The organism is Bradyrhizobium ottawaense (genome assembly GCF_002278135.3).
In the GTDB taxonomy this organism is placed as follows: Bacteria; Pseudomonadota; Alphaproteobacteria; order Rhizobiales; family Xanthobacteraceae; genus Bradyrhizobium; species Bradyrhizobium ottawaense.
The window spans coordinates 4,962,585-4,976,743 of sequence record NZ_CP029425.2; the positions used below are offsets into that span (position 1 = coordinate 4,962,585).

The window sequence follows — 14,159 nt, forward strand, 5'->3', positions numbered from 1 at the left end:
TCGCCATCACTTCCTCCCCTACTCCGGCGGCGAGCGCGTGACGCCGTCGCGCACCATGGCGGCGATCTCGTCGGCGGAGTATCCGATCTCGCGAAGAATCTCCGCGCCGTGCTCGTTGAGCCGCGGCGCCAGCCGCACCGGCTCGGCCTCCGTCTCCGACCAGGTCGCGGTCACTTTCATGCTGCGGATCGGACCTTCGGTCGGATGGTCCACGACCGGAAAGAAATTCGTCGCCTCCAGATGCTCGTCGTGCAGGATCGAGGCGAGGTCGTGCATCGGCATGACCGGCACGTCGGCCTTGGTCAGCAGGTCGATCCATTCGGCGGTGGAGCGCGTCTCGAAGATGCGCGCGAGCTCGGCATAGACGACGTCGATATTGGCGGCGCGCCCCGCGAAAGTCGCGAATTTTGGATCGACACGCAGATCATCGCGCGCCGTCGCCTTGAAGAAATTCTCCCACTGCTTGTCGTTGTAGACGATGACGCTGAGATAGCCGTCCGAGGTCTTGTACGGCCTGCGGTCGCGCGAGAGGTGGCGGGCATAGCCGCCCTTGTCGAGCGGCGGCTCGTAGGTGAGCCCGCCCATGTGATCGCCCATGACGAAGCCGGCCATGGTCTCGAACATCGGGATATCGACGCGCTGGCCGCGTCCGGTGCGGTCGCGATGCACGAGACTGGCGCAGATCGCGCCGACGGCGGTGAGGCCGACGATGCGGTCGACCAGCGCGTTCGGCACATAGCGCGGCACGCCGTCGCCGGTCTGCGCCATCAGCGCCGGCAGCGCGGTGGCGCCCTGGATCAGATCGTCATAGGCGGGCTTTGCGGCATACGGGCCATCCTGGCCGAAGCCGAACACGCCGGCATAGACGAGGCGCGGATTGAGGGCGGAGACGACGTCGTAGCCGAGCTGCAGCCGCGCCATCGCCTGGGGGCGGACGTTGTAAACCAATACGTCGGCGTCCTTCAGCAGCCGCAACACGGCCTCGCGGCCCGCGGGCTTCTTCAGATCGAGGCAGATCGAGCGTTTGCTGCGGTTGGTGTTGAGGAATACCGGGCCCATGCCGGCATGGCGCATCGGGCCGATCAGGCGGGTGACGTCGCCGTCGAGCGATTCCACCTTGATGACGTCAGCGCCGTAATCGCCGAGCATCTGGGTCGCATACGGCCCCATCAGCACGGTGGTCATGTCGATGACCTTGATGCCCTTCAGCGGCCCCATCATTCGCTCCCGATTGCGCGGGGGGCTCAAGGCGCGGCCCCGCGATTTCGGTCCAGCTAAGGGCAGCGGTGCCGCGCGCGCAAGGGCGGCCGGCGTATGGCCGCATGCGCCGCGCGGTGATATCGGCCGCTATTTCTTCTGGCGGGATTCGCGGATCTTGAGGAGCCGGTCGAGCTCTTCGTTCTGCTGGCTGATCCGGTCGGCGATGCGCGACTCGTTCTGCTCGCCTGAGGCGGCCGCGGCCTGCTCGATGAGCTGCCTTATATTGTCCTCGAGGATCGCAATCCGACCGTTGAGTGCGTCCATCGACAGCGAGTCTTCGTAGTCAGTGCTCATGATGCATTTCCGCCAATCAATCAGGAGCCATAGGGTGGGCCAAGCGAAGCGGGCCCACCATGATCTAACGCAAGGAAGAGGGTGGGCACGGCGCCTTCGCGCCTTTGCCCACCCTACAAGACCTACTTCAGCGGCTCCAGCACCGAGACGTAGTTGGCGACCGCGGCGCCGCCCATGTTGAAGATGCCGCCGAGCTTGGCGTTCTTGAGCTGCATGCCCTCGGGCGCCTGGCCTGCGAGCTGCATCGCGGTCATCACATGCATGGAAACGCCGGTGGCGCCGATCGGATGGCCCTTGGCCTTCAGGCCGCCGGACGGATTGACCGGCAGCTTGCCGTCCTTGAGCGTCCAGCCTTCCTTGATGGCGCGGGCGCCCTGCCCCCTCGGCGTCAGCCCCATCGCTTCGTATTCGATCAGCTCGGCCACGGTGAAGCAGTCATGGGTCTCGACGAAGGAGAGATCGGACAGCGTCACCCCGGCCTTCTCCAGCGCGCGCTGCCAGGCAACGGTGCAGCCCTCGAACTGGAGGATGTCGCGTTTGGACATCGGCAGGAAGTCCTGGGCGTGCGCGGTGGCGCGGAAGCCGATCGACTTGGTCATGCCCTTGGCGGTCTCGGCGTCAGCCAGCACCAGCGCGGCGGCGCCGTCGGAGACCAGCGAGCAATCGGTGCGCTTCAGGGGGCCGGCGACGTAGGGGTTCTTCTCGCTCTCGGCGCGGCAGAAGTCGAAACCGAAATCCTTGCGCATCTGGGCGAAGGGATTGGCGACGCCGTTCTTGTGGTTCTTGGCCGCGATCAGCGCCAGGGCGTCGGACTGGTCGCCGTATTTCTGGAAATAGGAGCTGGCGATCTTGCCGAACACGCCGGCGAAGCCGCCGACGGTGTCGCCGTCCTCGGGCAGGTAGGACGCCTTCAGCAGGTTCTTGCCGATCTCGGCGCCCGGGGTGCGGGTCATCTGCTCGACACCGACGACCAGGACGATCTTGGCCGCGCCTGCGGCGATCGCGCGCAGGCCCTGGTGCACGGCGGCAGAACCGGTGGCGCAGGCGTTCTCGACCCGGGTGGCCGGCTTGAAGCGCAGCTTCGGGTCGGCCTGGAGCACCAGCGAGGCGGTAAAATCCTGCGCCGAGAAGCCGGCGTTGAAATGGCCGAGCACGATCTCGTCGACATCGCCGGCCGAAATGCCGGCATCGGCCATCGCCTCATTGGCGACGCGGGTGACGAGGCTTTCGACGGTCTCTGTGTCGAACTTGCCGAACGGCGTATGCGCCCATCCGACGATGCTGGCGGTCATGGTCATGTCTCCCTGGGGTCTCTCTTCCTGAGCTAAGTCTTAGCGCAGGGATGGCAAGACTTCACGCGGGTTTCAGGGCCTTGAGGGTGCGCTGGCAGATGGCAGTTATGCCGGCCCAGTTCCCGGCCTTGATCTCGGCCGTCGGGCACAGCCAGGAACCGCCGACCGCGACTACATTGGGCTCGGCGAGCCAGCTCGCCGCATTGGCCTCACCGATGCCACCGGTCGGGCAGAACCGCACGTTCGGGAACGGGCCGCCGAGCGAACGCAGGCCCTTGATGCCGCCGGCCTGCTCCGCCGGGAAGAATTTTGCGACGTCGAGGCCGTGCGACAGCGCCAGCATCAGCTCGGACGCCGTGGCGATGCCCGGCGCGAACGGCAGGGAGCTGTGGGCGGCGGCCTTGAGGAGATCGGGGGTCAGGCCCGGGCTGATGCCGAAGGCGACGCCGAGCTTCTCGACACGGGTGAAGTCGGCCGGATTCAGGATCGTGCCGATGCCGACGACCGCCTCCGGGACTTCGGCCATCATCGCCCTCGCCGCCTCGATCGCAACCGAGGTGCGCATGGTCACCTCCAGTGTGCGGACGCCGCCGGCAACCAGCGCGCGCGCCAGCGGCACGGCATCCTGGATCCGCTCGATGGTGAGGACGGGAATGACGGTCGCCGCCTTGAACAGCGCGGCGAGGTGGTTCTGTTGGGCAGTCGTGGTCATAGGGTCTCGATCTTTACTTGGTCGCCTGGCGGGAGGTCGCCGGCCGGTGCCGTTTCTTCGGCGGCATGGCATAGGCCGGAATAATGGCGCCGGAATAGCAGATCACGAGGCTGGCGAGGCGATGCCCGGCCTGGGCGGCCTCGACCGGATCGGAACCGGCGAGCCGGGCCGCGATATAGGCCGCGGCAAAGCTGTCTCCGGCCGCCGTGGTGTCGACGACGGGCTTGGTCATCGGTTCGGCCCGGACCTCATGGGTAGCCCCGGGGAAACGCAGCAGGCTGACGGGCTCGGCGAGCCGGAACACCAGCTCGGGCGTCGGGATGCGTGCCATCAGCTGATCGTTGCTCTCGCCAGGATAGAGCGCGAGCAGGTCCTCGGTCGAGGTCAGCACGATATCGGCGGCGGCGAAAGCAGCCGCAAACACCTCGCGCGCGACGTCGCGGTCCGGCCAACCCCGCGCGCGAAAATTGGTGTCGAACACAAAGCGGGTGCCGAGCAGGCGCGCGCGCTTGATCGCCGCGAACAGCCGCTCGCGCCCGGGCGCATCGTAGATCGAGAGCGTGATCGCGGAGAGATAGACGATGTCGTAGCTCATCAGCGAGTTGAGCAGCTCATCGGTCTCCGGCATGTTCATCAGCTGGCGCGCCGCCGCGCTGTCGCGCCAGTGGAAGAACTGGCGCTCGCCCTTCGCATCCAGCTGGATCATGTAGAGGCCGGGTAGCTTGCCGGCCAGCCGCACGACACGCCTTGTGCCGACGCCCTCCGCATTCCAGGCCGCGATCATCTCTTCGCTGAGGCCGTCATCGCCGAGCGCGGTGAGATAATCGACCTTGACCTCGAGCCGCGCCAGATAGACCGCGGTGTTGAGGGTGTCACCGCCGAAGCCGCGCGAATACAGCCCGCCGCCCTGCCCTTGCCCGGCAGACGCGCCTCCTTGCGCCTGCCTGAGCTCGACCATGCATTCGCCGATGCAAGCAACGCTCGCCATCACCAGGGCTCGCTCAGTCAGAGATCATGCGACGAAGTTGCCGCCGAGCTCGTCTTCGATGTGAATGCGGATGATGTCGTCGAAGGTCTTCTCGGCGGTGGTGAAGCCGAGCTCGAGCGACCGCTTTGCATTGAAATTGCGCGGCCAGCCGCCGACGATGCCGACGATGAAGGGATCAGGTTCGTGCTTGATGCGCGCCGCGACTTTTTCGCCGGCAACCCGCTTCAAGGCGGCGATCTGCTCGCCGACCGTTGCCGAAAGGCCTGGCATGGTCAGATTGCGGCGCGGGCCGACGGTGGCGAGATCCATGGTGCCGGCATGGAGCAGGAAGCCGACCGCGGAGCGCGGCGTCGCGTGCCAGTGGCGAACGTCCTCGGACACCGGCAGCACCGCTTCCTTGCCGGCCAGCGGCTCGCGCAGGATGTTGGAGAAGAAGCCCGATGCCGCCTTGTTGGGCAGGCCCGGCCGGATGCAGATGGTCGGCAGACGGATACCGATGCCGTCGAGGAAACCACGCCGCGAATAGTCGGCCAGCAACAGCTCGCCGATCGCCTTCTGGGTGCCGTAGCTGAGCAGCGGGGTGTGGAAGAACTCGTCGCCGATCGCATCGGGGAACGGCGCGCCGAACACCGCGATCGAGGACGTGAACACCACGCGAGGCTTGTAGCCGCCGCCGACCAGCCTGACAGCATCGAGCAGCATCCGCGTGCCGTCGAGATTGATGCGGTAACCCTTGTCGAAGTCGAGCTCGGCTTCGCCGGAGACGATCGCGGCGAGATGGAAGATCACGTCCGGGCGGCCGGCGATGAGCTTCTCGGCCGCGCCTGGGACTGCGAAATCGCCCGACACGGTCTCGACCGGGAAACCGGCCTTTTCCGGCCTCTTCGGTTCGACCACGTCATGCATGGTCAGCTTGGTGATGTCGCTCTTGCCGAGCCGGCCGTCACGCAACAGCCGTTCGCACAATTTGCGGCCGACCATGCCGGCGGCGCCGAGAACCAGAATGTGCAAGAGCTTAACTCCTTCTTATTGGCCGGAGCGCGCAGCCTCCGGCGCGCTCCCGTGGCAGACCCCGCGATTATTCCTTCACGGCGCCGGTCATCGCGGACACATAATGCTCCACGAAGAAGGCGTAAAGGATGACGAGCGGCAGCGAGCCGGCCAGGGCTCCGGCCATCAGCGAACCCCAGCGGTAGATGTCACCGTCCACGAACTCGTTGACGATCGCGACCGGCACCGTCTTGTTGCTGGTCGACTGCAGGAAGGTCAACGCGTAGATGAACTCGTTCCAGCACAGCGTGAAGCAGAAGATGAAGGCCGAGATCAGCCCGGGGATTGCGAGCGGCAGAACGATCTTGATCAGGATCTGCCAGCGGCTCGCCCCGTCGATCAGCGCGCATTCCTCGAGCTCGAACGGGATGGTCTTGAAATAGCCCATCAAGAGCCAGGTCGAGAACGGGATCAGGATGGTCGGATAGGTCAAGATCAACGCCAGCGGCGAGTCGAACAGCCCGTACTGGAACACGACGGTGGCGAGCGGGATGAACAGGATCGATGGCGGCACCAGATAAGCGAGGAAGATCAGCCCGCCGACGAGATTGGCGCCCTTGTAGCGCAAGCGCACGATGGCGTAGGCAGCTAACACCGACGCGATGATCGAAAGCACCGTCGCGCAGACGGCCACGTACATCGTGTTCCAGAGCCAGTACGGGTAGTAGCTCTCGAACAGCAGCTTGTGGAAATGCTTGAAGGTCGGATTCCAGGTCCAGAACGGGTTGTACCTGTCGAGATCGAGCAATTGCTCGTCCGGCTTCACCGAGGTCAGCGCCATCCAGTAGAACGGGAACAGCAGAACGATGACGATGATCGCGAGCGGCAGGTACAGCGTCACCATCCGGCGCGGCACCGACTGCAGATAGCTCATGCCCTCGCTGTGATCGTCCTTCGCCACCGTCGGAGAGGATCCCGATAGCACGGCCTTGAGATCAACGGACCTGGTGGGCAGATCAGTCATTGTTCTCTCCCTGCTGCCATTTCCTGCGCTGGAGGCCGAACCACGACACCATGATTGCGGCGAGCAGGAACGGGATCATGGCGCTCGAGATCGCGGCACCCTCGCCCAGTTGCCCGGCGATGATCGCGCGCTGGTAGGACAGCGTCGCCATCAAATGGGTGGCGTTGACGGGGCCGCCGCGGGTCATCGCCCAGATCAGCTGGAAGTCGGTGAAGGTGAACAGCACCGAGAAGGTCATCACGACGGCGATGATCGGCGTCAGCAGCGGATAGGTGATGAAGCGGAAATTCTGCCAGCGCGTGGCGCCGTCGAGCGTTGCGGCTTCATAGAGCGAGGGCGACACCGTCTGCAGGCCCGCCAGCAGCGTGATGGCCACGAACGGCACGCCGCGCCAGATATTGGCGAAGATCACGCAAATGCGCGCCCAGGTCGTGTCGCCGAGGAAGTTGATGTTTTGGTCGATCAGGCCGAGATGCCTCAGCGACCAGGAGATGATGGAGAATTGCGAATCGAAGATCCACCAGAACGCCAGTGCCGAGAGCACCGTCGGCACGATGAAGGGGATCAGGACCATCGCGCGCAACATCGCCTTGAACGGCATGTTCTCGTTCAGCAGCAGCGCGAGATAAAGCCCGATCGCGAATTTGAGGGCGCTGGCGACGAAGGTGTAGAGCAGCGTGTTGAACACCGACAGCCAGAAGATGGAGTCGTCCCACAACCACTCATAGTTCTCGGTAGCGACAAAGTGCCCGACCCTGCCGATGCGGGTGTCGGTGAAGGACAGCCAGATGCCGAGCCCCAGCGGATAGGCCAGGAAGAAGATCAGGAAGGCCATGGCCGGCACCATGAACCAGAAGCCAAGCCAGTTGCGATTGTGTTTGAGCTGGGTCCAGGCGCCGTCCTCTCTCATCTGAGGCTTGGCCCGGGGAATTGCGACATCAGCCATGCCCGATATCCCTGATCGAAATGTTGACGAGCGGGCGGCCGAATGGCCGCCCGCCCCGTGACCCTCAGCGATAGATGCGCTTCAGCTGGCGCTCGGCTTCCGCCATCGCGCCCTTCGCATCCTTGGTGCCGGTGCAGTAGTTGGCGAACATGTCGACGACGATGAAGTCGGCGATTGCGGTTGCCGCCTTTTCGCCGACGGTGCCGATACCGGCCGCCGGGAGAGTGCGCTTGGACGCCTGCGAGAACACGGCATTCTTGGGATCCGCCGTCCAGATCGGCGCCGATTCATAGCCGTTCAAGGTCTGCGTCAGATAGCCCTGCGCGCCGTCCAGCCACTTCTCGTAGTTCTCCTTCTCCAGCATGAAGGCGACGAAAGCCTTCGCCGCGTTCGGATATTTGGTGAAGTTGAAGGCGAGGATCGGCAGCGCAAGCTGCAGCTCGGTCGGCTTGCCGACCGGTCCGACCGGCCAGAGCGCGTGATAGGTGTCCTCGGCGAGCTCCTTCTTGCTCGCATCGGTCTTGGCGGCGACGTAGATCGAGATGCCGTTCGCCGTGCAATAGAGCTCGCCGGCGAGGAACGCCTTGTTGTTGGACGAATCGTTCCAGGACGCGGTGCCCGGGATGAAGGCATCGTACAGCGACTTGCAATATTCAAGCGCCTTCGCGGTCTCCGGCGAATTGATGATGATCTTGTCGCTCTGGTCGACCGTGTAGGCGCCGTGGCCCCACAGCACCCAGTGCAGCCACGAATTGCCGTCGCCCGAGGCGTGCCCGAGCGCGAAGCCGGCCGGCGTGTTGTTCGCCTTCAGCGCCTTGCACATCTCGAGGAAGCCGGGGAAGTCCTTCGGGAATTCCTTGAACCCCGCCTTGTCGAGCGCCGACTTGCGGTACGTCATGTAACCGCCGTTGGTCGCGACGGGAATACCGAGCCAGTCGTTGCCTTGCTTGCAGGTCTTGGCGGCCGCATCGGTCCAGCCGCCGTACTTCTTGCCGAGATAATCGGCGACGTCGTTCATCTTCAGCACTTTGGTGGGGAACAGCTGCGGCAACGTGTGCAGGCCCCAGGCGAGATCGAGCCCGGAGCCGGTATTGGCCGCAACAGAGGCCTTCGGCTGCACGTCCTCGAAGGATTCGCTGAACACGTTCATCTCGGTGCCGGTGGCAGCCTTGAACGCCGCGACCATTGCGTTGAACGCGTCGTCCTCAGCCGGCACGAAGCGCTTCCATCGCATCACGGTCAGCTTGGCACCGGGCTCCGCCTTCCAGGGCGCGCTCTGCGCCCAGGCCTTGGCGAAATCGAACAGTGCCGGCCCGGTGAGCATGCCGGTCGCAGCCAGTGCCGTTCCGCCTTGAAGCAGAGTCCGGCGGGTAAAGTCTTGCATGTCGTCCTCCCTGTGATGCTTTTTTATTGTCTTAACTTGAACTTACGCTACGCGTTCAGGCGCTTTCCCGTCGCCTCGTCGAACAGATGCACCAGCGACGGATCGGGCTTCAGCCGGATCTTGTCGCCCGGGTTGAACTGATGGCGTTCGCGGAAGACCGCGACGACCTGCTCGCCGCCGATCTTGGCGAACACCTGCGTCTCCGAGCCGGTCGGCTCGACCACGATGATCTCGGCTTCGGCGCCGTCGTCGGCAATGGTGAAATGCTCGGGCCGCACGCCATAGACCGCGGGACGGCCGTCGGACGCCGCGGGAGCGGTCTTGAGCGGCAGCTTGACGCCGTTCGGTCCCTCGAAGGTCGCAACGCCGTTGACGCGCACATGCCCCTTCAGGAAGTTCATCGCGGGCGAGCCGATGAAGCCGGCGACGAACTGGTTATCGGGCTTGTCATAGAGCTCGAGCGGCGTGCCCATCTGCTCGACGATGCCGTCATGCATGACGACGATCTTGTCGGCCATGGTCATGGCTTCGATCTGGTCGTGGGTGACGTAGACGGTCGTCGTCTTCAGCCGCTGATGCAGCTCCTTGATCTCGGTGCGCATGGCGACGCGCAGCTTGGCGTCGAGGTTGGACAAGGGTTCGTCGAACAGGAAGACCTGCGGGTCGCGCACGATGGCGCGGCCCATCGCGACGCGTTGGCGCTGGCCGCCGGAGAGCTGGCGCGGATAGCGATCGAGCAGCGGCGACAGCGCGAGGATCTCGGCGGCGCGCTTGACGCGCTTGTTGATCTCGTCGGCGCCCGCATTCCGCAGCTTCAGCGAGAAGCCCATGTTGTCGGCGACCGTCATGTGCGGATAGAGCGCGTAGTTCTGGAATACCATCGCAATGTCCCGCTCCTTGGGCTGGACATTGTTGACGACGCGGTCGCCGATCGAGATCGTGCCGGAGGTGATGTTCTCGAGACCGGCGAGCATGCGCAGAAGCGTCGACTTGCCGCAGCCGGAAGGGCCGACCAGAACGACGAACTGGCCGTCCTCGATCGGTACAGTCACGCCGTGCAGGACTTCAAAATTGCCGAACGATTTCCGCACGTCGCGGATTTGCACAGACGACATCTAGCTCCCTCCTCGAAAGTCCACGGCGCCTCTAGCGCCGCGACCGTCTTGTTTTTTCAGACTTCACCGAACTCGGCCCGATCTTAGCGGGCAACATTGTCGGCAGTTTGTGCGGTTTTGGCAATTTGTCTTTGGTTAGTCGTTGCTGGTAGCGCTGTCAACGTTCCTTTGTTTGCGGGACTGACTGTGTTAAGAGCAGCAAATGGGTCGAAAACGCACCAAGTCAGGCAAGATCCGGCTGGCGGAAGTCGCCGAGCTTGCCGGCGTCAGCCCGATTACGGCGTCCCGCTTCTTCCGCAATCCGGAGGCCCTGTCGATCGGCAAGCGGACGCGGGTCGAGAGCGCCGCCAAGGAGCTCGGCTATGTGCCGAACCTTGCGGCCCGCGCGCTGGCCTCGCAACGCACCGAGGTCATCGGTGTCTTGATCCCGTCCCTCACCAACAACGTGTTCTCGGACGTGCTGCGCGGCATCTACGACGCGTCCGAAGGTAGCCGTTACTCGATCCAGTTGTCCAACACGCGCTACAGCATTCTCCAGGAAGAAAAGCTGCTGCGACTGTTTCTCGCGCAGAAGCCGGCCGGGCTGATCGTCACCGGCATCGACCAGACCACGGAATCGCGTGCCATGCTGGAGGCCGCGGATTGCCCGATCGTGCAGATCATGGAGATCGGCCCCGATCCGGTCGACATGATGATCGGCTTTTCGCACTATGATGCAGCCCGCGCAGCGGTTGGGCACCTGTTCGAGCAGGGCCGCCGCAAGATCGGCTTCGTCGGTGCGCGCATGGACCCGCGGGTGCAGCGGCGGCTGGACGGATATGTCTCGGCGATGAAGGATGCCGCACTGTTCGAGCAGCGCCTCGTCGTCACCACGGCGACACCGACCTCGGTGACGCTGGGCGGCGCCCTGTTCACCGATCTCCTGGCGCGCGAGCCCAATCTCGATGCGGTGTTCTGCGCCAATGACGACCTTGCGCTCGGCGTGCTGTTCGAATGCCGGCGCCGGGAGATCGCTGTCCCCGAGCAGATCGCGATCGTCGGCTTCAACGACCTCGAATTCATGGCCTCCGCCGTCCCCACCCTCACCAGCGTGCGCACCAACCGCTACGAGATGGGCAAAACGGCCGCCACCATGCTGATCGAGGCGATCGACGGACGGCGCCCGGAGCAGTCGGTGCTCGATCTCGGCTTCAGGGTAATCGAGCGGCAAAGCTCATCGCCGCGCCATTCGGACGGCAGGCCGACCGTTTCAGGCGCAGGCGCGGCGAACAAAATGGTAGCGTTACCAAGTAGCCATGACTAGTATCGCATTTGTGAGGAAACGACCCGCCAGCGGGCCAGCGATCCGTCATTGGCGTCATTGGGCATCGCACAAGCCGACACCCCAAGACTGATGTAAATGGACGGACGCCAGTGCGTTTGCATTGCAGGAGAAACCAATGACAAAAAAGCCAACCAATGGGCATGCGCCCGCCGGCAACGGCTCCCGCCGCCACCTTCGCTCGCAGGAATGGTTCAACAACCCGCATAATCCGGGCATGACGGCGCTCTACATGGAGCGCTACCTCAATTACGGCCTCACCCGTGCCGAGCTGCAGTCCGGCAAGCCGATCATCGGCATCGCCCAGACCGGCAACGACCTCTCTCCCTGCAACCGCCACCATATCGAGCTTGCCCATCGCGTCCGCGAGGGCATCCGTGAGGCCGGCGGCATTGCGATGGAATTCCCGACCCATCCGATCCAGGAGACCGGCAAGCGCCCGACCGCCGCGCTCGACCGCAACCTCGCCTATCTCGGCCTGGTCGAGATCCTCTACGGCTATCCGCTCGACGGCGTCGTGCTCACCACCGGCTGCGACAAGACCACGCCGGCCTGCATGATGGCGGCGGCGACTGTCAATCTGCCCGCGATCGTGCTGTCGGGCGGCCCGATGCTGAACGGCTGGCATGCCGGCGAGCGCACCGGCTCCGGCACCATCGTCTGGAAGTCGCGCGAGCGGCTCGCCGCGGGCGAGATCGACTATGAAGAGTTCATGGAGATCGTGGCTTCGTCGGCGCCCTCGGTCGGCCATTGCAACACCATGGGCACCGCCTCGACCATGAACGGTCTTGCCGAAGCGCTCGGCTTCTCGCTGCCGGGCTGCGCGGCGATCCCCGCGCCCTATCGCGAGCGCGGCCAGATCGCCTACGAGACCGGCAAGCGCGCCGTCGAGATGGTCTGGGAAGATCTCAAGCCCTCGGACATCCTGACCCGCAAGGCGTTCGAGAACTGCATCGTGATCAATTCGGCGATCGGCGGCTCGACCAACGCGCCGATCCACATCAACGCGCTGGCCCGCCACATCGGCGTCGAGCTCACCATCGAGGACTGGCAGAAGGTCGGGCACGACGTGCCGCTGCTGGTCAACATGCAGCCGGCCGGCTTCTATCTCGGCGAGGAATTCCACCGCGCCGGCGGCGTGCCTGCGGTGGTGCGCGAGTTGATGAAGCACAAGCGCATCCATGAGGATGCCGTCACCGTCAACGGCCGCGGCATCGGCGAGAACTGCAAGGACGCGCCTGTCCCCGACAACGACGTGATCTGGGCTTACGACAAGCCGCTGGTGAAGGACGCCGGCTTCCTGGTGCTGAAGGGCAATCTGTTCGATTCCGCGATCATGAAGACCTCGGTGATCTCCAAGGAATTCCGCGACCGCTATCTCAGCAATCCGAAAGATCCCAACGCATTCGAGGGCCGCGCCATCGTGTTCGAGGGTCCGGAGGACTATCACGAGCGGATCGACGATGCCTCGCTCGACATCGATGAGCGCTGCGTGCTGTTCATCCGCGGCACCGGACCGATCGGCTACCCTGGTGGAGCCGAGGTCGTGAACATGCAGCCGCCGGCAGCGCTGATCAAACGCGGCATCCTGTCCCTGCCCTGCATCGGCGACGGCCGCCAGTCCGGCACCTCGGGCTCGCCCTCGATCCTGAACGCTTCGCCGGAAGCTGCCGCCAATGGCGGGCTTGCGATCCTCAAGACTGGCGACAAGGTCCGGGTCGACCTCAACAAGGGCAGCGCCAACATCCTGATCTCGGACGAGGAGCTGAAGAAGCGTCACGCCGAGCTCAAGGCCAATGGCGGCTTCAAGCATCCCGAAAACCAGACGCCGTGGCAGGAGATCTATCGCAACACCGTCGGCCAGCAATCGACCGGCGCCTGCATGGAGCTCGCCACGCGCTATCAGAACGTCGCCGGCACGTTTGGCGTGGCGCGGGATAATCACTAAGCAAGATTGTCATTCCGGGATGCGCCGCAAGGCGCAGGCCGGAATCCATACTCCCGATCGTGGTTATGGATTCTCAGATGCGCAATTGCGTATCGTAGCTCGCGCCTTCGCCGCGCCCCGGAATGACGGCACCAATTCAAAGGAGAAAACAACATGGCAGACCGCCTCAAGGGCAAACGCGCCGTCGTCACGGCTGCGGCAGCAGGCATCGGACGCGCTTGCGCCATCGCATTTGCGCGTGAAGGCGCAACCGTCATCGCCACCGACATCAACGAGGCCGGTATCGCTGATCTGACCAAGGAAGGCATTGCCGAGGTCGCAAAGCTCGACGTGCGCAACACCGCCGACGTCAACGCCCTTGCCAAGCGCATCGGCAAGATCGACATCCTGCTCAACGCGGCCGGCTTCGTGCACCACGGCACCATCCTGGAGTGCTCGGAAGAGGATTTTGATTTCTCGTTCGACCTCAACGTCAAGTCGATGCACCGGACCATCAGGGCGTTCCTGCCCGACATGATCGCGGGCGGCGGGGGCAGCATCGTCAACATCTCCTCCTGCGCAGCGCTGCGGCCGCCGGCGAACCGCTACGTCTACAGCTCGTCGAAGGCGGCAGTGTCGCTGCTGTCGCGCGCGGTCGCGCTCGACTTCATCACCAAGGGCATCCGCTGCAACTCGATCTGCCCTGGCACCGTCGAGACTCCCTCGATGCTCGACCGCGCCGCCGCACAGGGACCGCAAGGCAAGGAGATGTTCATCTCCCGCCAGAAGATGGGCCGGCTCGGCACCGCCGAGGAGATTGCCAACATGGCGGTCTATCTCGGCAGCGACGAGAGCGCCTTCACCACCGGCGTCGACCTCGTCGTCGACGGCGGCTACATGCTCTGA

Annotated in this window: 13 protein-coding genes; 3 read left to right on the forward strand and 10 right to left on the reverse strand. The window is 64.4% G+C overall.

What is annotated here, in order from left to right:
- Positions 1–18: 18 nt before the first annotated feature.
- The 10 genes from CIT37_RS23885 to CIT37_RS23930 form a co-directional block, all read right to left on the reverse strand.
- The gene (locus CIT37_RS23885) at positions 19–1,218 is read right to left on the reverse strand and encodes a CaiB/BaiF CoA transferase family protein (RefSeq protein ID WP_038946418.1); all 1,200 of its coding nucleotides are present in this window, start codon (positions 1,216–1,218) and stop codon (positions 19–21) included.
- A gap of 129 nt (positions 1,219–1,347) precedes the next feature.
- Positions 1,348–1,554, reverse strand: a complete 207-nt coding sequence (locus tag CIT37_RS23890; protein WP_028145154.1) for a hypothetical protein — start codon at positions 1,552–1,554, stop codon at positions 1,348–1,350.
- Between the two features lie 122 nt (positions 1,555–1,676).
- Positions 1,677–2,846, reverse strand: a complete 1,170-nt coding sequence (locus CIT37_RS23895) for an acetyl-CoA acetyltransferase (RefSeq protein WP_028145155.1) — start codon at positions 2,844–2,846, stop codon at positions 1,677–1,679.
- Between the two features lie 61 nt (positions 2,847–2,907).
- Positions 2,908–3,558 carry a bifunctional 4-hydroxy-2-oxoglutarate aldolase/2-dehydro-3-deoxy-phosphogluconate aldolase gene (gene eda, locus CIT37_RS23900; RefSeq protein WP_161966468.1) on the reverse strand — a complete coding sequence of 217 codons (651 nt, stop codon included), beginning with the start codon at positions 3,556–3,558 and terminating at the stop codon, positions 2,908–2,910.
- Between the two features lie 13 nt (positions 3,559–3,571).
- Positions 3,572–4,546: a sugar kinase gene (locus tag CIT37_RS23905; RefSeq protein WP_038970919.1), complete on the reverse strand. Its 975-nt coding sequence runs from the start codon at positions 4,544–4,546 to the stop codon at positions 3,572–3,574.
- Between the two features lie 24 nt (positions 4,547–4,570).
- The gene (gene denD / locus CIT37_RS23910; protein ID WP_028145158.1) at positions 4,571–5,557 is read right to left on the reverse strand and encodes a D-erythronate dehydrogenase; all 987 of its coding nucleotides are present in this window, start codon (positions 5,555–5,557) and stop codon (positions 4,571–4,573) included.
- Positions 5,558–5,624: 67 nt separating this feature from the next.
- The gene (locus CIT37_RS23915; protein ID WP_028145159.1) at positions 5,625–6,560 is read right to left on the reverse strand and encodes a carbohydrate ABC transporter permease; all 936 of its coding nucleotides are present in this window, start codon (positions 6,558–6,560) and stop codon (positions 5,625–5,627) included.
- Positions 6,553–7,470: a carbohydrate ABC transporter permease gene (locus tag CIT37_RS23920; RefSeq protein ID WP_080670311.1), complete on the reverse strand. Its 918-nt coding sequence runs from the start codon at positions 7,468–7,470 to the stop codon at positions 6,553–6,555. The genes CIT37_RS23915 and CIT37_RS23920 overlap by 8 nt, the downstream gene beginning before the upstream one ends.
- A gap of 100 nt (positions 7,471–7,570) precedes the next feature.
- Entirely contained in the window at positions 7,571–8,890 is a 1,320-nt protein-coding gene (locus tag CIT37_RS23925) for an ABC transporter substrate-binding protein (protein ID WP_095425906.1), read from the reverse strand.
- Between the two features lie 47 nt (positions 8,891–8,937).
- Positions 8,938–10,005, reverse strand: a complete 1,068-nt coding sequence (locus CIT37_RS23930; protein WP_028145162.1) for an ABC transporter ATP-binding protein — start codon at positions 10,003–10,005, stop codon at positions 8,938–8,940.
- A gap of 202 nt (positions 10,006–10,207) precedes the next feature.
- On the opposite strand from CIT37_RS23930, the gene gntR reads away from it, so the two are divergent.
- The 3 genes from gntR to CIT37_RS23945 all read left to right on the forward strand — a co-directional run bounded on the left by gntR (position 10,208) and on the right by CIT37_RS23945 (position 14,159).
- A complete protein-coding gene (gene gntR, locus CIT37_RS23935; protein ID WP_028145163.1) occupies positions 10,208–11,308 on the forward strand; it encodes an HTH-type transcriptional regulator GntR in 1,101 nt (366 codons plus the stop codon).
- A 136-nt stretch (positions 11,309–11,444) separates the two neighbouring features.
- Positions 11,445–13,274 (forward strand): IlvD/Edd family dehydratase, encoded by a 1,830-nt coding sequence (locus tag CIT37_RS23940; protein ID WP_095425905.1) that lies wholly within the window; start codon positions 11,445–11,447, stop codon positions 13,272–13,274.
- 153 nt (positions 13,275–13,427) lie between these two features.
- Positions 13,428–14,159: an SDR family oxidoreductase gene (locus tag CIT37_RS23945; protein WP_095425904.1), complete on the forward strand. Its 732-nt coding sequence runs from the start codon at positions 13,428–13,430 to the stop codon at positions 14,157–14,159.